This is a genomic window from Glycomyces harbinensis (genome assembly GCF_900101745.1).
In the GTDB taxonomy this organism is placed as follows: domain Bacteria; phylum Actinomycetota; class Actinomycetes; order Mycobacteriales; family Micromonosporaceae; genus Glycomyces; species Glycomyces harbinensis.
Window position 1 is genome coordinate 470,933 of sequence record NZ_FNAD01000002.1, and the last position, 19,122, is coordinate 490,054.

At 71.3% G+C, this 19,122-nt stretch carries 17 protein-coding genes; 8 read left to right on the top strand and 9 right to left on the bottom strand.

Features of this window, described 5'->3' with window-relative positions; translation table 11 throughout:
* Positions 1–131: 131 nt before the first annotated feature.
* The gene (locus BLQ63_RS05805; RefSeq protein ID WP_143014777.1) at positions 132–1,235 is read left to right on the top strand and encodes a phospholipase D-like domain-containing protein; all 1,104 of its coding nucleotides are present in this window, start codon (positions 132–134) and stop codon (positions 1,233–1,235) included.
* 45 nt (positions 1,236–1,280) lie between these two features.
* Here the strand turns inward: BLQ63_RS05805 and BLQ63_RS05810 are convergent, their stop codons facing one another.
* The 3 genes from BLQ63_RS05810 to BLQ63_RS05820 form a co-directional block, all read right to left on the bottom strand.
* A complete protein-coding gene (locus tag BLQ63_RS05810; RefSeq protein ID WP_091029964.1) occupies positions 1,281–2,231 on the bottom strand; it encodes a carbohydrate ABC transporter permease in 951 nt (316 codons plus the stop codon).
* A complete protein-coding gene (locus BLQ63_RS05815; protein ID WP_218125079.1) occupies positions 2,228–3,202 on the bottom strand; it encodes a carbohydrate ABC transporter permease in 975 nt (324 codons plus the stop codon). The genes BLQ63_RS05810 and BLQ63_RS05815 overlap by 4 nt, the downstream gene beginning before the upstream one ends.
* Positions 3,203–3,293: 91 nt before the next feature.
* Positions 3,294–4,625, bottom strand: a complete 1,332-nt coding sequence (locus tag BLQ63_RS05820; RefSeq protein WP_091029966.1) for an ABC transporter substrate-binding protein — start codon at positions 4,623–4,625, stop codon at positions 3,294–3,296.
* A gap of 344 nt (positions 4,626–4,969) precedes the next feature.
* Here BLQ63_RS05820 and BLQ63_RS05825 point away from each other — a divergent pair, with 344 nt between their 5' ends.
* The gene (locus tag BLQ63_RS05825) at positions 4,970–6,316 is read left to right on the top strand and encodes a GH1 family beta-glucosidase (protein WP_091029969.1); all 1,347 of its coding nucleotides are present in this window, start codon (positions 4,970–4,972) and stop codon (positions 6,314–6,316) included.
* On the opposite strand, the gene BLQ63_RS05830 is transcribed toward BLQ63_RS05825, so the two are convergent.
* Positions 6,313–6,882 (bottom strand): thiamine phosphate synthase, encoded by a 570-nt coding sequence (locus BLQ63_RS05830; protein WP_091029973.1) that lies wholly within the window; start codon positions 6,880–6,882, stop codon positions 6,313–6,315. The genes BLQ63_RS05825 and BLQ63_RS05830 overlap by 4 nt on opposite strands.
* 159 nt (positions 6,883–7,041) lie before the next feature.
* Here BLQ63_RS05830 and BLQ63_RS05835 point away from each other — a divergent pair, with 159 nt between their 5' ends.
* Together BLQ63_RS05835 and BLQ63_RS05840 are read left to right on the top strand one after the other, a co-directional pair.
* A complete protein-coding gene (locus BLQ63_RS05835) occupies positions 7,042–7,824 on the top strand; it encodes a maleylpyruvate isomerase family mycothiol-dependent enzyme (RefSeq protein WP_177154801.1) in 783 nt (260 codons plus the stop codon).
* A 147-nt stretch (positions 7,825–7,971) separates the two neighbouring features.
* Positions 7,972–9,231 carry a YibE/F family protein gene (locus BLQ63_RS05840; RefSeq protein ID WP_218125080.1) on the top strand — a complete coding sequence of 420 codons (1,260 nt, stop codon included), beginning with the start codon at positions 7,972–7,974 and terminating at the stop codon, positions 9,229–9,231.
* Here BLQ63_RS05840 and BLQ63_RS05845 read toward each other — a convergent pair.
* Entirely contained in the window at positions 9,228–10,148 is a 921-nt protein-coding gene (locus BLQ63_RS05845) for a LysR family transcriptional regulator (RefSeq protein ID WP_091029978.1), read from the bottom strand. The genes BLQ63_RS05840 and BLQ63_RS05845 overlap by 4 nt on opposite strands.
* A 120-nt stretch (positions 10,149–10,268) precedes the next feature.
* Between BLQ63_RS05845 and BLQ63_RS05850 the strand changes: the two genes are divergently transcribed.
* Entirely contained in the window at positions 10,269–11,519 is a 1,251-nt protein-coding gene (locus BLQ63_RS05850) for a pyridoxal phosphate-dependent aminotransferase (protein ID WP_091029981.1), read from the top strand.
* Positions 11,520–11,589: 70 nt separating this feature from the next.
* Here BLQ63_RS05850 and BLQ63_RS05855 read toward each other — a convergent pair whose 3' ends face one another.
* The 3 genes from BLQ63_RS05855 to BLQ63_RS05865 form a co-directional block, all read right to left on the bottom strand.
* On the bottom strand, positions 11,590–11,937 hold the full coding sequence (locus tag BLQ63_RS05855) for a DUF1707 domain-containing protein (protein WP_091029984.1): 348 nt from the start codon (positions 11,935–11,937) through the stop codon (positions 11,590–11,592).
* A gap of 167 nt (positions 11,938–12,104) precedes the next feature.
* Positions 12,105–12,395: a 4a-hydroxytetrahydrobiopterin dehydratase gene (locus BLQ63_RS05860; RefSeq protein WP_091029988.1), complete on the bottom strand. Its 291-nt coding sequence runs from the start codon at positions 12,393–12,395 to the stop codon at positions 12,105–12,107.
* A gap of 53 nt (positions 12,396–12,448) precedes the next feature.
* A complete protein-coding gene (locus BLQ63_RS05865) occupies positions 12,449–13,060 on the bottom strand; it encodes a carbonic anhydrase (RefSeq protein ID WP_218125081.1) in 612 nt (203 codons plus the stop codon).
* A gap of 160 nt (positions 13,061–13,220) precedes the next feature.
* On the opposite strand from BLQ63_RS05865, the gene BLQ63_RS05870 reads away from it, so the two are divergent.
* Positions 13,221–13,946 (top strand): winged helix-turn-helix transcriptional regulator, encoded by a 726-nt coding sequence (locus tag BLQ63_RS05870; RefSeq protein WP_091029991.1) that lies wholly within the window; start codon positions 13,221–13,223, stop codon positions 13,944–13,946.
* Positions 13,947–13,953: 7 nt separating this feature from the next.
* Here the strand turns inward: BLQ63_RS05870 and BLQ63_RS05875 are convergent, their stop codons facing one another.
* Complete coding sequence (locus tag BLQ63_RS05875) at positions 13,954–14,763, bottom strand: putative hydro-lyase (RefSeq protein ID WP_091029995.1); 810 nt, start codon at positions 14,761–14,763, stop codon at positions 13,954–13,956.
* 230 nt (positions 14,764–14,993) lie between these two features.
* On the opposite strand from BLQ63_RS05875, the gene BLQ63_RS05880 reads away from it, so the two are divergent.
* Positions 14,994–18,032, top strand: a complete 3,039-nt coding sequence (locus tag BLQ63_RS05880; RefSeq protein ID WP_091029998.1) for an AfsR/SARP family transcriptional regulator — start codon at positions 14,994–14,996, stop codon at positions 18,030–18,032.
* Positions 18,033–18,136: 104 nt separating this feature from the next.
* Positions 18,137–19,117, top strand: a complete 981-nt coding sequence (locus tag BLQ63_RS05885; protein ID WP_091030001.1) for a zinc-binding dehydrogenase — start codon at positions 18,137–18,139, stop codon at positions 19,115–19,117.
* Positions 19,118–19,122: the final 5 nt, after the last annotated feature.

Genomic DNA, 19,122 nt, shown 5'->3' on the forward strand with positions numbered 1-19,122 from the left:
ACACCGCCGTGAGCGCCCCACCATGCGATACGTCCCGTAGGTGACCGAACACTCCCCGTGTCTTCGGGAACATGCGATCTTCAGAAACCTGAGGACTGCACGGGTCCGGACGGGATTGGGGTGTTGCCAGCATGGATCGCAGACTCATCGCATGGGCCGCGGCGGGGGCGATGGTGCTCTCCCTCGCCGCGGTGGCGCCGGCGTCGGGCGCCGGGACCGGGTGCACCAGGACCGGGGACTACACCGTCTGCCGCACCGACCCGAAGGGCGGCACGGACACCTCGATCGTGGCCGAGATCGTCCGCCAGGTCGACGCGACGAAGCGGGGCGACACGGTCCGGGCCGCGGTCTACCAGTGGACGCTCGACAAGCCCGTCGCCCCGCTGGCCGAGGCGATGGTGCGGGCCGAGGGGCGCGGCGTGGACGTGCGGGCCGTCGTCGGCACCCGCAGCGACAAGCCGTCGCTGAACGACGCGGTGATCCGCAAGCTCGAGAACGCGGGCGCGAACGTGACCCAGTGCGCCGACGGGTGCCTGCCGAACGGGAGCGGGACTCGGAACGGCCCCGACCACAACCGGTTCTTCCTCATCGAGCGCGGCGGCGCCCCGACCGTGCTGGTGACGAGCTTCAGCTTCACCAAGTCGCACGCCTCGCAGGCGCACAACCTGCTCGGCGTCCACGGCGACCGGCGGCTGTTCGACTTCTACACCGACTACTGGAACCGGCTCGGCGGCGGGAGCTGGGACGGCTGGACCGACAAGAACAAGAGCACGACCGGGAGCCTGGGCCGGGCCTGGGTGTTCCCGAGGGGGACCGACCCGATCAGTGAGCAGCTCGCCGAGATCACCGGCTGCCGGGACGGCGACCGGGTGCTGGTGGGCCACGCGAACTTCCAGTCGAACCGCCCGGCCGTCCGCGGCCAGCTCGACCGGATCCAGGGCCTGGGCTGCCAGGTCCGGGTGGTGGTCCTCGCGGCGGAGACGAGCAGCCCGGGCTGGATCGAGGAGAGGCTCGGGGCCGCGAACGTGCGCGTCCACGACGCGCACCGCAACAAGTTCATCGTCGCCGAGGCGCAGTTCGGGGACCGGCACCGCGCGGTGGTGTGGACCGGGACGCACAACCTCAACGGCAACGGCATGAAGCACGCCGACGACAACGTGCTCAGGGTCGCGAACGGGGGCGTGGCGGACCTGTACGCCGGGTTCTTCCAGCGGTTGTGGAGCGGCGCGAGGTAGCGCGGAGGGGAGGGGCCGCGGCCCCTCCCCTCTCACGTCGTCGCGCTAGCCCTTGACGGAGCCCGCCAGGAGCCCTCGCACGAAGTAGCGCTGGAGCAGCAGGAACACCACGAGCGGCACGATGATCGCGATGAACGCCGCGGCCGGGAGCCGCGTCCAGCCGAAGCCCCACGTCCCGGCCATGTCGCCGAGGACCGCCGTCAGCGGCCGCGTGGCCTCGCCGGGCGCGAAGGTGCGCCCGACCAGGAAGTCGTTCCACACCCACAGGAACTGGAAGATGCCGATCGACGCGAGCGCCGGGGTCACCAGCGGCAGGACCACCTTGCGGAAGATCTGCGAGTGGCTGGCGCCGTCGATGCGCGCGGCCTCCATGACGTCGGCCGGGAGCTCCCGCATGAAGTTGTGCAGCAGGAAGATCGCCAGCGGCAGGCCGAAGATCGAGTGGGCGATCCAGACCTGGACGATCGTGTTCACCCCTTCGAGCTCCCACGCGGGCATGATCGTCACGCCGCCGAGGTGCAGGCCCTTGCTGAACAGGGCCAGCAGCGGGATGAGCGCCATCTGGAGCGGCACCACCTGGAGTGCGAAGATCCCGACGTACAGCAGGTTGCGCCCCTTGAAGTTGATCCAGGAGAGCGCGTACGCGGCCATCGCGGCGAACGCCACCGGGACGATGACCCCGGGGATCGTGATGACGACCGTGTTGATCAGGTTGCGGATGAGCCCGCCGCCCTGGGAGTCCGAGTACAGGACGTAGTTGTACGTGTCGAGCGTGAACGTCGGATTGGTGAAGAAGGTCCACCAGCCCGAGGTGCGGATGTCGTCCTCCGGCCGCAGCGACGAGATGAACAGCCCCAGGGTCGGGATCGTCCACAGCGCCGCGATGAGCACCGCCACGAGGCTCGCGGTGCGGCTGGAGAGGATCCGCCGCAGGCGCTCGCCGCGGGACTCGCCGATCCGGGAGGCCTGCTGCTGGGCCTTGGTGTCGGTGCTCATCGGGTCTCCAGTTCCTGGCGTCGCATGTTGCGCACCTGGTAGATGACGACGGGGATGACGAGCAGGAACAGCAGCACGGCCATCGTGGCGCCGCGGCCGTCGTTGTTGAGCCGGAAGGCCTGCTCGACCATGTTGTGGGCGAGGACGTCGGTGCCGTGGTGGCCGCCGGTCATCGCGCGCACGATGTCGAACAGCTTGAGCGTCGCGATGAAGACGGTCACGGCGACGACGATGATGGCCGACCTGATCGAGGGGACGGTGACGTTCCAGAAGATCTGCGACGAGTTCGCGCCGTCGATGCGGGCGGCCTCGACGATCTCGGTGGGCACGCCCTTGAGCGCGGCCGACAGGACCACGGTCGCGAAGCCGACCTCGATCCAGACCAGGACCACCATGAGCAGGAAGTTGTTCCACGGCGACTCGTTGAGCCAGTTGACCGGCTCGGCCCCGAACCAGACGAGCATCTGGTTGAGCAGGCCGATCTGGTCGCCCGAGCCCTTGTACTGGTAGACGAACTTCCAGATGATCGCCGCGCCGACGAACGAGATGCCCATCGGCAGGAAGACCAGCGCCTTGTAGATGCGCTCGCCCGCGCGGCCGTCGACGAGGACGGCGTAGAGCAGGCCGAGCGCGGTCGACACGGCCGGGACGATGACGATCCACATGGCGGTGTTGATGAGGATCTGGAGGGCGTCGGGGTCGGTGACGGCCCATCCGTAGTTCTCGAAGCCGACGAACTCGGAGCCGTCGGCGGAGAGGAAGGACATGACGACGGTGCGCAGGGCCGGGTAGACCAGGCCGATGGCCAGGAACAGCACTGCCGGCGCCAGAAATACGAGAGCGACCACACGGCTGCGGTCGCGGCGGGAGGCGAGTTCGGCGAGTCCGTAGAGCGCCAAGAGGATCGCGAAGAACGCGACCAGGCCTACGGCGAGAAGGCCGAACCGGTCGGTGTAAGCGGAGATGTCCACGTTGTTGTGACTCCAGGTGTCCGGGCGGGCAATGGGCCGAGCGGGGCCTGTTCGGCCCCGCTCGGCTTCTTGTCAGCTACTCGGCCGGATCTTACGGCCAGGAAGCTTCGATGTCGTCGGCCATCTGCTGCGAGTCCTTGTCGCCGTCGACCCACTCGATGATGCCGGTCCAGAACGACGAGGCGCCGACCTCGCCGGGCATGAGGTCCGAGCCGTCGAAGCGGACGGTCACGGCCGGGTCGATGAGGATCTCGGTCGCGAACTGGTTGATCGGCGTGGTGGCGTTGGCCGGGTCCACGCCCTGGCGGGCGGTGCTCCACGGGCCGGTCTGGAGACGGGCGTTGTGGTAGAGCTCCGAGGCCAGGAACTGGCGGACGGCCTCGGTGGCCTCCGAGTCGGAGAACGCGGCCACGAACTCGCCGCCGACCAGCATGGTGTTGTCGCCCTCGTTGGACTCGGGGAAGCGGAAGGCGAACACGTCGCCGTCCTCGGCCACCGTGGTGTCCGCGGGCCACATGGCGCCGTAGAAGGACGCCTGGCGGCTCAGTGCGCATCCGCCGTCGAGGATCGGGAAGCCGGCCTCCTGGAACGCGGTCGAGCTGACCGTGTCGGTGCCGCCGTAGATGTAGTCCTCGTTCTTGAGGATGGAGCCGGCCTTGTCGATGGCCGTCACGATCTGCGGGTCGTTGAACGGGATCTCGTGGTTGACCCACTGGTCGTAGATGTCGGTGCCTTCACGCAGGACGATGTCCTCGATCCAGTCGGTGCCCGGCCAGCCGGTGGCGCCGCCGGACTCGAAGCCCGCGCACCACGGCGTGACGCCGCTGCCCGCGATGGTGTCGGACAGGGCGATCAGCTCGTCCCAGGTCTGCGGGACCTCGTAGCCGTTGTCGGCGAAGAACGAGGGCGAGTACCAGATGAAGGACTTCGCGTTGGACGAGTGCGGCGCGGCGTAGAGCGTGCCGTCGATGGTGCCGTAGTTGATCCAGTCCTCGGACCAGCCCTCGGTCGCCAGGGCGCTGAGCTCCTCGGAGGCCGGGACCAGGCTGTCGGTGAAGTTCGACATGAGGCCGGGCTGCGGGAAGAGCGCGATGTCGGGGGCGTTGCCGCCGTCGACGCGCACCTTCATGTCGGCCTCGAACTCGCCGGAGCCCTCGTATTCGATGGTGGCGCCGGTGCAGGACTCGAAGTAGCTCCAGGCCTCCATCATCTCGTCGGCCTCGACGTCGCGGATGGAGCCGAGGATCGAGACGGTCTCGCCTTCCAGGTCGCCGTAGTCCTCGTAGTTGGCGCAGTCGGTGGCGTCGTCGGGGACGGCTCCGCGGCCCTCCTCGTCCTCCTCGGGCGCGCCGCATGCGGTCGCGGCGAGCGCGAGGGCACTGGCGGCAGCCGCAAGGTAGGAAATTCGTCGGGTCTTGCTCATCGGGGTTTCCCTCTCTTCGCAGGTGGTGTTCGCCCGGCGAGTCCGACTGCCTCCCTGTCCCGCCATTCGCGGAACCGCTCTCACCGGGTCCGTTCCCTGGTAGGGACTGCCTCACCCGCCGTTGGGCGACGCTGGCAATCGTGCTCTGAGTAACACTGAATGTCAAGTCTGCATTGCTGAATCGTTACTGGTTGGCATTGGATCGATATCTGTCGACACCCGCGTCATGGGAGCGATACCAATGGCGTATCATTCCGAGGCCCGGCAACTCACTTGCGGCGCGAGTCGGCATGTTTCCCCGCGACTCGCGTCCCGAAACGCACAGCCGAGAAAGGTGTCATCCGATGACGCAGCTGACCTTCCCCGAGGGTTTCCTCTGGGGGACCGCCACGGCCTCCTACCAGATCGAGGGGGCCGTCGCCGAAGGCGGACGCGGACCGTCCATCTGGGATACGTTCTCGGACACGCCGGGCAAGACCTGGCGCGGCCAGACCGGCCGCGTCGCCTGCGACCACTACCACCGCCTCGACGAGGACGTCGCCCTCATGGCCTCGCTCGGCGTCGACTCCTACCGGTTCTCGATCGCGTGGCCGCGCATCCAGCCCGACGGCACCGGCCCGGCCAACCCCGAGGGCCTCGACTTCTACGACCGGCTCGTCGACAGGCTCGTGGCGGCCGGCATCAAGCCGATGCCGACGCTCTACCACTGGGACCTGCCGCAGGGCTTCGAGGACCGCGGCGGCTGGCCCGCGCGCGAGACCGCCGAGCGCTTCGGCGAGTACGCCGCGATCGTGGGCGGGCGCCTGTCCGACCGCGTCCACACCTGGTGGACGCTCAACGAGCCGTGGTGCTCGGCGTTCCTGGGCTACGGCAACGGCCACCACGCGCCGGGACGCACCGAGCCCGCCGCGGCCCTCGCCGCCGCCCACCACCTCAACCTCGCGCACGGTCTCGCGGTCCAGTCGCTGCGCGCGGCCGGGGCCGAGCGGGTCTCCATCGCGCTCAACCCGACCCAGTGCCGCGGCGACGAGGAGGCCGCGCGGATCGCCGACGGACTCGCGAACCGGGTCTTCTTCGACCCGATCCTCAAGGGCGAGTACCCCGTCGACATGATGGAGCGGACCGCGCACCACACCGACTGGTCCTTCGTGCGCGACGGCGACCTCGAGCAGATCAACCAGCGGATCGACCTGCTGGGCGTCAACTACTACAACCCCACCTGGTTCCGGGTGAACCCGGACGCTCCCGAGTCCCCGGTGCAGCCGGGCTCGGCCGGGATCGAGACCTGGACCCCCGAGGGCCTGGAGTTCACCGACATGGGCTGGCCGATCGCGCCCAGCGGGCTCACCGATCTGCTGGTGCGCCTCCACAAGGACTACGGGGTGCCCACGATGATCACCGAGAACGGCGCGGCCTACCCGACCGGCCCGGGCGAGGACGGCGAGGTGAACGACGTCGAGCGCGTCGCCTACCTGCGCTCGCACATCGCAGCGGTCCACGACGCGATCGAGGCGGGCGCCGACGTGCGCGGCTACACCGCCTGGTCCCTCATGGACAACTTCGAGTGGGCCTTCGGCTACGACAAGCGCTTCGGCATCGTCCACGTCGACTACGCGACCCAGAAGCGGACGCCGAAGGCCAGCGCGAAGTTCTACGCGAACGTGATCGCCGCGAACGGGCTCGACCGCTAGAGCAGTGCGCCCCGGAGCGCGCGAATCTCGTGTTCCGGGTCGTCGGCGCGCATGACCGCGCCCATGACCGCGACTCCCGCCGCACCCGCCTCCCTCGCGGCGAGGGCCCGGTCGGGGCCGGTCACGCCGCCGAGCGCGTACACCGGGACCGGGCTCGCCGCACACACCGCGGCGAGCCCGTCCGTCCCCGCGGCGGGGCCGTAGCCGGGTTTGGACGCGGTGGCCCACACGGGCGAGTAGGTGCAGTAGTCCAGGCCCGGATCGATCGGTTCGCCGGCGTGGACGGAGCGGCCGACCAGTACGGGCCGCGGATCGGGGACCGGGCGGGACGAGGAGAGGTGCGCCGCGGCGACGGGTCCCTCGGGGTCGGCGACGATGAGGACGCCCCCGGCCTCGGCCACGAGCAGGCCGATGCCGGCGGTGAGCCGGTGCCGCTCCTCCCACGGAAGGTCCTTGTCGCGCAGGATGAGCGCGAAGGGTCCGCCGCGCAGTGCGAGCGCGACCTGGTCGGCCAGCGAGCGCGGGCACCCGTGCCGGTCGGTGACGACGATGAGCCGGTGCTGCATATCCCGAACCTACGCCCCGAACGGATGCGCACTGGTGTTTCCAGTGTTCAGGGAGTCGACTCGTGTCCGACTCGCCGGTGCTCGACCGGTTTAACGCTTCTGTATCGGTCCACGTCTCGAACTTGCGTAATTCACGACACAGGTGCGAAACTTCAGAGGATGAACATCGGCGATCAAATCAACGTGCTGCGGACCGAAGGGGAGCGGATCGCTGTCGCTGGTGGGGAACTCGCGCTCAATGCCATCGTGCCCACCTGCCCGGGATGGGTCGTCAAGGATCTCTTGACCCATATCGGGACCGTCCATCGCTGGGCGGCGGCCATCGTCGGCGGAGCGCTGCCTCACGACCCCAGGAAATTGGACCTTCAGCGGATCGTGGGGCCCCTGCCGCACGACGACCTGCTGGTCGACTGGGTCCGCGAGGGCCTCATCCGGCTCGCGGCCACACTGGAGGGCGCACCTGACGACCTCCAGTGCTGGCAGGTGTTTCCCTCTCAGTCCTCACGCCGTTTCTGGGTCCGCAGACAGGCCCACGAGACCACCATCCACCGAGTCGACGCCGAACAGGCGCGCGGCGACGAGATATCACCGGTCGGCCCCGGTTTCGCGGCCGACGGCATCGACGAACTGCTGCTGGGTTTCCACGGCAGGCCGTCGAGCAGGGTGCGGGCACTGCGGCCGTCAGTGCTCCACATCCACGCCACCGACCTGCCGCCGGGACGCGGCGACTGGTACATCCATCCCACCGACACGGGCCCGCTCGTGACGTTCAGCGAGGTCGAGACCCCGCACTGCGTCATCGAGGGCCCGGTGGAGCTGCTGTACCTGGCGCTGTGGAACCGGCTGCCCTTCGACGACCTGTCAGTCCATGGAGACCCGGCACTGCTCCACTTGTGGCGCAATTACTCCGCGGTCCGGTGGGTCGATCCCGTTGACGTATAGAAACTGGAGCGCAATAGCCCGAACTCGCTGGTGACCGATCCGTCACCGTCCGAATCGTCCGCCGCGTGAGCGCGGCGGACGCCGGGCGGCGTGCCGTGCCGCTGCGGCTCCGTCGCATCGGCGGGCGGGGATCGTAAGCTCACCAACGTGAACCACGTCCTTCCGAACGACGCCGTCCCCCGCGCCGCGCTGTGGATCCTGGTCCCCGCGGCGCTCGCCACGGTCCTCGGCATGATCCTCCTGTGGCCCGAAGGCGTCGAGGACGCCGCGATCGAGGCCTACGGCACGGAGGTCGACGGCAGTGTCGTCTCGGTGCACGAGACCGAGTGCGACGAGGCCGACGCCGAGTTGAACGAGCAGCTCCAGGCGACCGTGTGCGGCGACGTCGTCGTGCGGTTGACCAGCGGCGAGTTCTCCGGCGAGGAGGTGATCGTCGACGTCCCGTCCGGTCCGGGCGCGCCGGTGGTGGACCCCGGTGACGGCGTCATCCTCATCTACACGCCCGACTCGGTGTCGGGCCAGCAGTTCCACATCATCGACCACGACCGCGCGAACGCCCTGTGGGCGCTGGTGATCGCGTTCGCCCTGGCGGTGATCGCGTTCGGCCGCTGGAAGGGCCTGCGGTCCCTGTTCAGCCTGGCCGCGACGTTCGCGGTGGTGCTGCTGTTCATGGTCCCGGCGATCCTCGACGGGTCGTCGCCGATCCTGGTGGCCACGGTGGGTTCGGCCGCGATCATGCTCGTGTCGCTGTACCTGTCGCACGGGTGGAACCGGACGACCACGGTGGCGGTGGTGGGGACGCTGGCGTCGCTGGTGATCACGGTGCTCCTGGCCGAGGCGGCGGTGCGGGTCGCGATGCTCAACGGGGTCCTCGACGAGAACACCACGAACCTCGCGCTCCAGTATCCGATCGACATGTCGGGCCTGCTCCTGGCGGGCATCCTCATCGGCGCGCTCGGCGTCATCGACGACGTCACGGTCTCGCAGGCGGCCACGGTGGACGAGGTCGCGAAGGCGAATCCGAAGTGGGGGCCGGCGCGGCTGTTCAAGTCGGGCATGCGGGTCGGGCGCGACCACCTGACGTCGGTGGTGAACACGCTGGTCCTGGCGTACGCGGGCGCTTCGCTGCCGCTGCTGGTGCTCATCGCGGCGGCGGGGCGGCCCATGGAGCAGGTGCTCACGAGCCAGACGATCGCCACGGAGATCGTGCGGTCGGTCGCGGGCACGCTGGGGCTGATCGCGGCCGTGCCGATCACGACCTGGCTGGCCGCGGCGCTCGCGCGGCGGACGCCGCGGGAGAAGGCCCCGAAGGAGAAGGCGCCCAAGCCGAAGCCGCCGAAGCCGGAGCCGGCCGCGGCCTCCTGGGACGAGGACGAGTCCCCGTACCCGCCCTCGCATCTGCGTTAGAAGCGCTCGGCGGCGGCCATGAGCTTGCGGGCCGCCTGGTGCAGCGCCTGGAGCACCGTCATCACCGCCGGGCGGCCGGTCGAGGCCGTCCGGTGGACCACGTAGACGTCCCGGCCCGGCATCGCCTCGGCGAACCGGCGCACGGCCACGTCCCTGCGCTCGGCCGCGGCCATCCACGGCGCCACGGTCACCCCCAGGCCCTTCGCCACGAGCGTGAGGATCGTGTCGAGGCCCTCGAACTCGGAGACCGGCGCGGTGATGCCCTCGGCGCGCCACAGCCGGTCGAGCGCCATCCGCGACGGCTCGCCCTCGGGCGAGGCGATCCACGACTCCCCCGCCAGCTCGTGCGCGGACAGGACCTCCTTGCCGGCGAGGGGGTGGCGGGCCGGGAGGGCGACCACGAGCGGGTCGTTCACCAGGTGGTGGAACGTGAGCGGCCCGGTGGTGGCGGGGCGGCGCTGGCCCGACCAGTCGTCGATGAGGGCGAGGTCGATCTCGCCCGAGCGCACGCGCGAGAGCGATTCGGAGACGGTCAGCTGCTGGCGCAGGACCATCTGGAGTTCGGGGTGGCGGCGCAGGCGCCGGACCATCGGCCCGGCGAGGGCGACGGCGACGGTCGGGAACGCGGTCACGGTGACCCGGCCGCGCGGTTCGGCGGACTCGGCGGCGAGGTCGGTCTCGGCGGCGTCGATCGCCTCGATGATGAGCGCGGTGTGCTCCACGAGACGGCGTCCCGCGTCGGTCAGCTGAGCCGACCGGGCGGTGCGTTCGAGCAGCGCCACGCCGGTCTCCTTCTCCAAGGCGGCCAACTGCTGTGAGACCGCCGAGGCGGTCTGTCCGGTCGCCACGGCAGTGGCGGATATCGATCCCTGGGCGGCGAATTCGTAGAGAAGCCGCAGGCGGCGAACATCGAGCATAAGCAAATCTTATCCTCGGCGAAAGGTAGAAATACTTGCGTTGATGCTGGAATCCGGGAAGTCTGGGTGCCGCAAGGGCGAAGCCCGCAAGCCCGCAGACCATCCTCTGAGGAGTCACCAGTGACCGTCTCCGCAACCCTCGCCGCCAACGAAGCGATCGCCGCGCGCCGGGCAGCCGGGCAGGAGGTGCTCGCACTCGGCTTCGGTGAAGCAGGGATTCCGGTGCACCCCTTGCTGAGCCGCCACCTCGGCCGGGCCGCCGCGCAGAGCTCGTACGGGCCCGTGGCCGGGATCGGCACGGCCCGCGAGGCCGCCGCCGGGTACTGGACCCGCCGCGGCCTCCCCACCGAAGGCGACCGGGTCCTGCTCGGGCCCGGTTCCAAGCCCTTGCTGTACGCGCTGCTGCACGCCGCCGGGGGCGACGTGGTCCTGCCCAAGCCCGCGTGGGTGTCGTACGCGGCCCAGTCGCAGCTGCTCGGGCGCGACCCGATCCGCGTGGCGGTGCCCGAGGGCGAGGGCGGCGTGCCCGAGGCCGAGGCCATGGACGCGGCGGTGCGCGAGGCCCGGGCGGCGGGCCGCAACCCGCGGATCGTGGTGGTCACGCTGCCGGACAACCCGACCGGGCGCCTGGCCTCGGAGCAGTCGGTGAAGGCGATGTGCGAGGCCGCCCGCGAACTCGACCTCGTGATCCTCGCCGACGAGATCTACCGGGACCTGGTGTTCGAGGAGGGCTCGTTCCCCTCCCCCGCCGCGTGGGCCCCGGAGCGGACGGTCACGACCACGTCCCTGTCGAAGAACTACGCGCTCGGCGGCTGGCGGATCGGCGCCGCCCGCTTCCCCGACTCGCCCCTGGGCGACGCGCTGCGGGAATCGGTGCGGGGCATCGCCTCCGAGCTGTGGTCCTCGACGCCGATGCCGATGCAGCACGCGGCGGCCTACGCCTGGTCGGACCCGCAGGAGCTGGTCGACCGGGTCGCGGCGGCGCGGCACCTGCACGGTTCGGTCGCGACCGCGGTCGCCGAGCTGTTCGCCGGCGCCGGCTGCGAGGTGGAGACGCCGCAGGGCGGCTTCTACGTGTGGCCCGACTTCGGTCCGGTGCGCGCGGTCCTGGCCGAGCGCTGGGGCGTCGCCACGAGCGAGGACCTGGCCCGGGTCCTGCTCGACGAGTTCGGGGTCGTGGTCCTGCCCGGCACCGCGTTCGGCGACGACCCGTCCTCTTTGACCCTCCGCGTGGCCGTCCCGGGGATCTACGGGGAGTCGGACTCCGAGCGCCTCGCGGCGCTCCTCGCGCCGGACCCGGTCGCGATGCCGTGGATCGGCGAGGCCCTGACCGGCCTGCGGGAGAAGCTCACCGCGCTCGTCGCGGTGTAGGCGGTCGCCGGGGGTGCTGGTGAGGCCGATGCATCAGCACCCTTGGCGGCCGGACCCCCGCAGCGAGCCCTCAGTTCACCCGTTCGGCGAGGGCGACGACGGCCCACACGCAGACGATCACGACGGCGAGCGCGAGCGCGGCGAACACGAAGCCCACGAAGCGCTGGATCTCGAGCTCGTGGCCGTCGCGGACCGGCCCCCTCCAGCGGCCGAAGCGCCAGTGGTCCTTGCCCTGCTCGTAGTCCCCGACGTCCTGGAGGAGCGCCTGGAGGTCGGCGACGGTCTCGGCCCGGCGGGCGAGCTGGCGCCGCAGCCGGTACTCCTTGGCGTCGATCTCTCCCCGGCGCCGGGCCCTGGCGAGGCGGTCGAGCGTGATGCGCCTGTCGGCGCGGGATGCGCGTGCGGCGAATGCGTCCATGGTTGCTCCCACCTGTCCTGCCTTCCATCATGACAGAGACGAAGATGCTTAACATTCCCCGTTCGCGCTGGTCGTACACATTGGCCGCACGCCCGCGTCGGGTTGCGCACCAGCCCCTTCCGGGAACGCCGAAGGCCGCGCCGGTCGGGCGCGGCCTTCGAAGCGGATCAGTCGAGAAGGAGGGAGACGGCGGTGGCGAGGTCGATGTCCTTGGCGGACACCTTGTGCCCGGCCGAGTGGGTGGTCGTGGCGACGGTCAGCTTGTCGTAGTTGACCGCCAGGTCGGAGTGGTGGTTGCGCTGCTCGTTGAGCAGGCCTATCGCGGTCGCGGCGGCGAGGGCCTGGAGGTGGCCGCCGAAGGACCAGGTGCGTTCGAGCCGGTCGTCGACGTGGCTCCAGCCGGGCAGTTCCGACAGCGCCAGTTCGATCTCGGCCTCGGTCAAGGGTTGATCGCTCATGGCTCGATTCTGTCAGCTGCCGCCCGCGGCGTCAGCGCCTCGGCCGCTCCGGCTCAACCCTCGTCGACGAGGGTGACCTTGCCGGTGTCGAGGTCGTAGACCGCGCCGACGACGAGGACGCCTTCGAGGTTCTCGCGGCGGCCGAGGTCGGCGACGGTGCGGCGCACCTGGAGCCGCAGCGCCCGCGGCGCCGCGTCCAGGCCCTCGGCGGTCTCCGACAGCGCCTGCGAGGCCGGCTGCCACAGCTGCTCGACCAGGTAGTCGCTGCGCGGGTCGTGGGTGTCGTCCTCGACCGCGTGCAGGGCGGCGTTGATCGCCCCGCACCGCTCGTGGCCGAGCACGACCACCAGGGACACGCCGAGTTCGGCGGCCGCGAACTCCAGGGACCCGACCGCGGCGCGGTCGGCCACGTGGCCGGCGGTGCGCACCACCAGCAGCTGCCCGAAGTCGCAGTCGAAGACGCTCTCGGCGGTGACCCGGGAGTCGATGCAGGTGAAGACGACCGCAGTGGGAGTCTGGTCGGGCGCGGCCTCGCGGGCCGCGGTGATGTCGCGCTTGTATCGGGGCTCGCCGGCGACGAATCGGCCGTTGCCCTCGAGCAGTCCGACCAGCGTCTTGGCGGCTTCGTGGTGCTCCATCAGGGCGGAGGCGGTCAGTTCAGGCACGCCCTGAATGGTGCCGCATGATCCGAGCAGGTGCAAGCGCGACGGGCGTGGCGTCACCCAGGTTTTACAGAGCGCACGTTACCGTTCCGAGATCTTCCGGTCATAAACCAGGACTTGCTGCTCGCCTTCGGGGACCTTATGATGAAGCAGAACAACCGCGATGCGGTTCACCTGCGGTTTCACCCGGCGATTCGGAGGCCCTCCAGTGCGCACCTACGGCGAAGGCTGCCCGGCGGCACACGCGCTCGACCTCGTCGGGGAGCGCTGGTCGCTTTTGATCGTCCGCGAACTGCTCCTGGGGCCGAAGCGCTTCACGGACCTGCGCGGCGGTCTCCACGGCGCGAGCGCCAACGTCCTGTCGCAGCGGCTGCGCGAACTCGAGGCGCACGGCGTGGTCTCCAAGCGGCGGCTCCCGCCCCCGGCCGCGTCCAAGGTGTACGAGCTGACCGAGTGGGGCCGCGACCTCGAACCGGCGATCGTGTTCCTGCTGCGGTGGGGCGCGCGGTCGGCGGCGATCCCGCTCGACGCGCCGATGGGGGTCGACGCGCTCATCCTGTCGATGCGCAGCCTCTTCATGCCCGTCGCCGCGCAGGGCTTCGACGCGGCGTTCGAGCTGTGGGTCGGGGACCGGCCGTTCATCGCCGAGATCATCGACGCGCAGCTGATCCTCGCCCCCGGCAGGCCCGAGCACCCGCACGCGGTCATCCGCACCGACGCCGAGACCCTCAAGCGCCTCACCCTGGGCGGACGCAGCCTCGACGTGTCGCTGCACGCCGGGCGCGTCACCGTCCAGGGCGACCAGGCGATGGCCGAGCGCTTCCTCGGCATGTTCCGCCTCCCCGAACCCGCCGCGGCCTCGGCCGCGGCGACGCCGGGAACGGTGTGAACACCGCCTAAGGCCGGTAGACCGGTATCTCGCCGGTGCCGCGGACGCGGCGGTCGGTGATGAGCATGTGCCCCGGCGCGTGCGTGATCGCGAACGGGAGGCGCGCCCTGACCACGGCCTCCTGCAGCGTCACGCCGCACGACCAGAACACCGGCACGTCGCCGGGCTCGAACTCGACCGGGTCGCCGAAATCGGGCCTGGCCAGGTCCCGGATCCCGATCTCCCGCGGATCGCCGATGTGGACCGGCGCCCCGTGCGCGTAGGGCATGTCGGCCGTGACCCACGCGGCGCGCTCGACGAGCTCGGCGGGGACCGGGCGCATCGACACGACCTGCGGGCCGCGGAACCGCCAGGCGGGCAGGCACCGCAGGTTGGAGCGGTACATCGGGACGTTCCCGCCCTGCTCCCGGTGGCGCAGCGGGATGCCCGACCGCTCCAGCACGGGCTCGAACGTGAAGCTGCACCCGATCAGGAGCGTCACCAGGTCGTGGCGCCACACGTCGACCACGTCGGTGCGGCGCGCGACCAGCTGGCCCCGGCGCCACACGTGGTAGGCCGGCAGGTCGCGGCGCAGGTCCGCGCCCTCGGCGAGCGGGGTGGTGAACCCGCCCGCGCCGACCGCGCCCAGGAGCGGGCAGGGCTTGGGGTTGCGCACCGTGAAGCGGCGCAGATCGTCCGCGTACTGGCGGGGCACGCTCACCATGTTGGCCTGCACGAATCCGTGCGACCAGCCGCCGGTGGCGGTGTCCAGCCCGTCCCGGAACCGGACGCGGGCCTCGCGGGGAAGGACCGTCGCGGGACGCTGTTTCGTGAACATCGTTCCTCCTCGAATTCGCTGCTCGATGGCTTGAGCATCCGGGCAGCCGCGTCGAGAACTTCACGAGTCCTTCACGAGCGGATCGCACGAGTATGTATGGACACCGTGCGGACACTGCGCGTTCATTGGGCGAAAGTCATTGCAAGCGTTCCCAAATGATCAGCAAATGCCCATACACTTGTGGTTTCTGACATCGAACGGCCGCACCTCGACTCCCCGGGAGGTGGCCCGTGGACTTCGGCATCCTCGGACCTCTGCAGCTGGCATGGGAGGGCATGCCCGTCCCACTGCCGGGCAAGACCCTGCCCAGGCTCTTCGCCGTCCTGCTCCTGGAGGCCGGCAGCGTCGTCCCGCTGCCGCGCCTGATCGACGCGATCTGGGAGGAGGACCCGCCCGCCACGGCCAGGCGCCAGGTCCAGAACACCGTCGCCGCCGCCCGCGGCCTGCTCGTCCACGCCGGGACCTCCGAGCTGGAGAAGGTCGGCGACGGCTACCGGATGCGGGTGCGCCCCGAGAAGCTCGACTCGCTGCGCTTCCAGCGCTCCGCCCGCATCGCCCGCGAGCAGGTCGCCGCCGCCGAACCCGAAGCGGCCCTCGCCACCCTGCGCGAAGCGCTCGCCCTGTGGCGCGGACCGGCCCTCGCCGGGCTCTCCGGACGCCTCATCGAGTCCGGGGCGCTGCGCTGGGACGAGGAGCGGGCCGCGGCCGAGGAGGACCGCGCCGAACTCGAACTCGCGCTCGCCACCGGCGTCTCCGTGGTCGCCGACCTGCGCCGCGTCCTCGAACGCCACCCCTACCGCCAGCGGGCCGCCGAACTGCTCATCACCGCCCTGTACCGGGAGGAGCGCGCCGCCGAGGCCCTCGACGCGTACGAGTCGATCCGCCGCCAGCTCGCCGACGAACTCGGCATCGACCCCGGCCGGCGCCTCAAGGACCTGTACGCGGCGATGCTCCGCGACGACTCGGCCCTCAGGCCGCCCGAGAAGCCGGCGGTCGCCGCCGCGCCGGCGCGGCGCGAACTGCCCGCGCCCGCGCAGCTGCCCTCCGACTCGATCCACTTCACCGGCCGCGTCGACCAGCTCGCGGCCCTGGACCTGCTGCTGGAACCCGGACCGCGCGTCGCGGTCCTGTCGGGGATCGGCGGCTCGGGGAAGACCACGCTCGCGCTGCACTGGGCCCACAGGGTCCGCGAGCGGTTCCCCGACGGGCAGCTGTACGTGAACCTCCGCGGCTTCGACCGGGCCGCGCCGCTCACCCCGCTGGACACGATCGCCGGGTTCCTGCGGGCGCTCGGCGTCGCGACCGAGTCGATCCCCTCCGACGCCGACGAGGCCGCCGCGCTGCTGCGCTCGCGCCTGGCCGACACCCGCACGCTCGTGATCCTCGACAACGCCCGCAACTCCCCGCAGGTCGTGCCGCTGCTGCCGGCCACCGCCGGGAGCGTCGCAGTGGTCACCAGCCGCTCGCGCCTGCCCGACCTCGCCGCGCTCCACGACGTCCGCCAGCTCACCGTCGGCGCCCTCGACGCCGACGAGTCGGTCCATCTGATGGAGAGCCTCATCGGCGCCGAGCGAGTACGGGCCGAGCCGAAGGCCGCCAAGCGGATCGCCGAACTGTGCGGCGGGCTCGCGCTCGCGCTGCGGATCGTCGGCACGAACCTGCGCGGGCAGCCGGGCACGACGCTCGCCGAGACCGCCGCGGCCCTCGCCGGCAGGGACCGGCTCGCGCACCTCGCCGTCGAGGGCGACCCGACGACGACGGTCGCCGCCGCGTTCGACCTGTCGTTCCAGGCGCTCGACCCCGAGGAGGAGCTGCTGTACCTCAACCTCGCGTTCCTGCCCGGCGCCGACTTCTCCAAGGGCCTCGCCGTGGCCCTGGTCGCGTGGGAGCCCGAGGCGGCCGAACGGCTCCTGGCCAAGCTCGTCGCCGCCCACCGCATCGACGAGTACCGGCCCGGCCGCTACCGGTTCCACGACCTGGTGCGCGACTACGCCCGCCGCAAGGCCGAGGCCGGGTTCGACCCGGCCGCGCTCCAGCGCCTGCGCGAGCAGGCCGTCGAGTGGTACGCGAAGGGCCCGGTGCGGCTGCCGGTCGAGGAGTACCGCAACATCGTGGCGACCTTCCTCGAATGGAACGGCCACCCCACGGTCTCGCGGCTGCTCACGCGCCTGGTCGCCTTCGCCGACGCCGGATACCGCGAGGACGCGTCGCTGTCCGACACGCTCTACGAGCTGCCCGAGCTCGCCCACGTCGCCGAGCAGGGCATCGCCACCGGGGTGCGCTCGAAGGAGCCGATGGACGCCGTGCGGGCCTATGCGCTGGCCGACGCCGTGGCCTACACCTCCGGCGAGCTCCACCAGTCGAAGGCCTACGCCGAGAAGACCCTCGAATACCTGCGGCTCACCCCGCACGGGGACGCGACGGGCAAGGCGCGCAACGACCTCGGGACGACGCTGACGCAGCTGGGCCGGTACCGCGAGGCCGTGTCGATCCTGCGGGAGGCCCTGGTCAGCGCCGAGCGCTCCGGGAAGCGGCACGTGCTCGTCGAGGTGCTCACCTCGCTGGGGAGCGTGCTGCGGCGCATGGGGATCTTCGCCGAGGCCGAGACGCTGCTGCGGCGCGCCCGCGACCTCGACGCCGCCGCGCCCGAGGGTCCCACGACGGTCTACCCGCTGCTGTCGCTCTCGGAGCTGTACGTCGACCAGGGCCGCATCTCGACCGCCGAGGAGCAGGACCACGTGATCGCCGAGATGCTCCGCGACGACCCCTCGAAGTACTACCGGGCGCGGCTGTACTTCCGGCAGGCCGCGGTGCACCACGCCGACCAGGACTACGCCCGGGCCGAGGCCGCGCTCCTGTTCGGCCTCGAACTGGTCGAGCAGGCCAACGGCTGGCGCCACCGGCTGGTCTACACGTACCGGCTCGCCGAGATGTACGTCGACACCGGCCGGATCGACGACGCGCGCGACGCCCTCGGCCGCGTCGCCGACCTCGACCGGTACCAGACCTCGGAGACCCTCGCGGTGAAGGCGCGGGTCCTGTGCAAGCTCCACACCGCCGACGGCGACCTGCCCGAGGCGATCCGCATGGGGCGCCAGGCGTGCGACGTGTTCGCGGCCATGCCCGACCCGCTGCGCCAGGCCCGCAGCCTGCGGGCGCTGGGGCGGGCCTGCGAGGCCGCGGGCGCCGTCGAGGCGGCCGCGCAGTGCCGGGCCGACGCGCTGGACCTGTTCGAGTCCTTGGGGATCGACCCCGCCCGGGAGCAGTGACCGCGACCCCCGGCTTCGTCCAGTCGACCGACTGATGCGGCCCCAGTCGCCCCGTCCATACAGTTGCGGGCACACCCACTGGAACACGTCAACCAGGAGACGACATGCACGCCATCCGCCACCACGCCTTCGGCGGCCCGGAGGTCCTCGTGTACGAAGAGGTCCCCGAGCCCGAGCCGGGCCCCGGCCAGCTCCGCATCGCCACCCGGGCCGCCGGGGTCCACCTCCTCGACACGGTCTTCCGCAACGGCGCGAAGGACAGCCCCTACCCGCTCCCGGCGCTGCCGGCGATCCCGGGCCGGGAGGCCGCCGGGATCGTGGACGCGGTCGGCGAGGGGGTCGACGCCTCCTGGATCGGCAGGCGCGCGGTCGCCCACCTCGGGTTCGCGTCCGGCGGCTATGCGGAGAAGGCCGTCCGCGACGTCGCCTCGGTCCACGAGATCCCCGAGGGCGTCGGCTTCGGCGAGGCGGTGGCGATGATCGGCACCGGCCGCACCGCGCTGATGATCCTCGGGGTCGGCCCGGTGACGGCCGAGGACACGGTGATCGTGCCGGCCGCCGCGGGCGGGCTGGGCACGCTCCTGGTGCAGGCCGCCAAGAACGCCGGCGCGTACGTGGTCGGCCTCGCGGGCGGGCCCGGCAAGGTCCGGCAGGTCGCCGCGAACGGGGCCGACGCCGCGGTCGACTACCGGGCCGCCGACTGGACCTCGGTGCTGGACAAGGCGCTCGACGGCCGCGAGGCGACCCTCCTGTACGACTCGGTCGGCGGCGAGGTCGGCCGGGCCGCCTTCGACCGGCTCGGCTTCGGCGGCCGCATGATCGTCTTCGGCTGGTCGGCGGGGACGGCCACCGAGGCCACGGTCGAGGACATCGTGGGCCGCGGCCTCACCGTCACCGGCGCGCTCGGCCCGAAGCTCCTGGAGCGGCTCGGCGGCCTGCGGGCCCTCGAGGAGCGCTCGCTCGCCGAGCTCGCCGCCGGGCGGCTGCGCCCGGCGGTGCACACCTTCGCGCTGGCCGAGACCGCCGAAGCCCATCGCGCCCTGGAGAACCGGGGCACGACGGGCAAGGTGGTGCTGATCCCCTAGCGGCG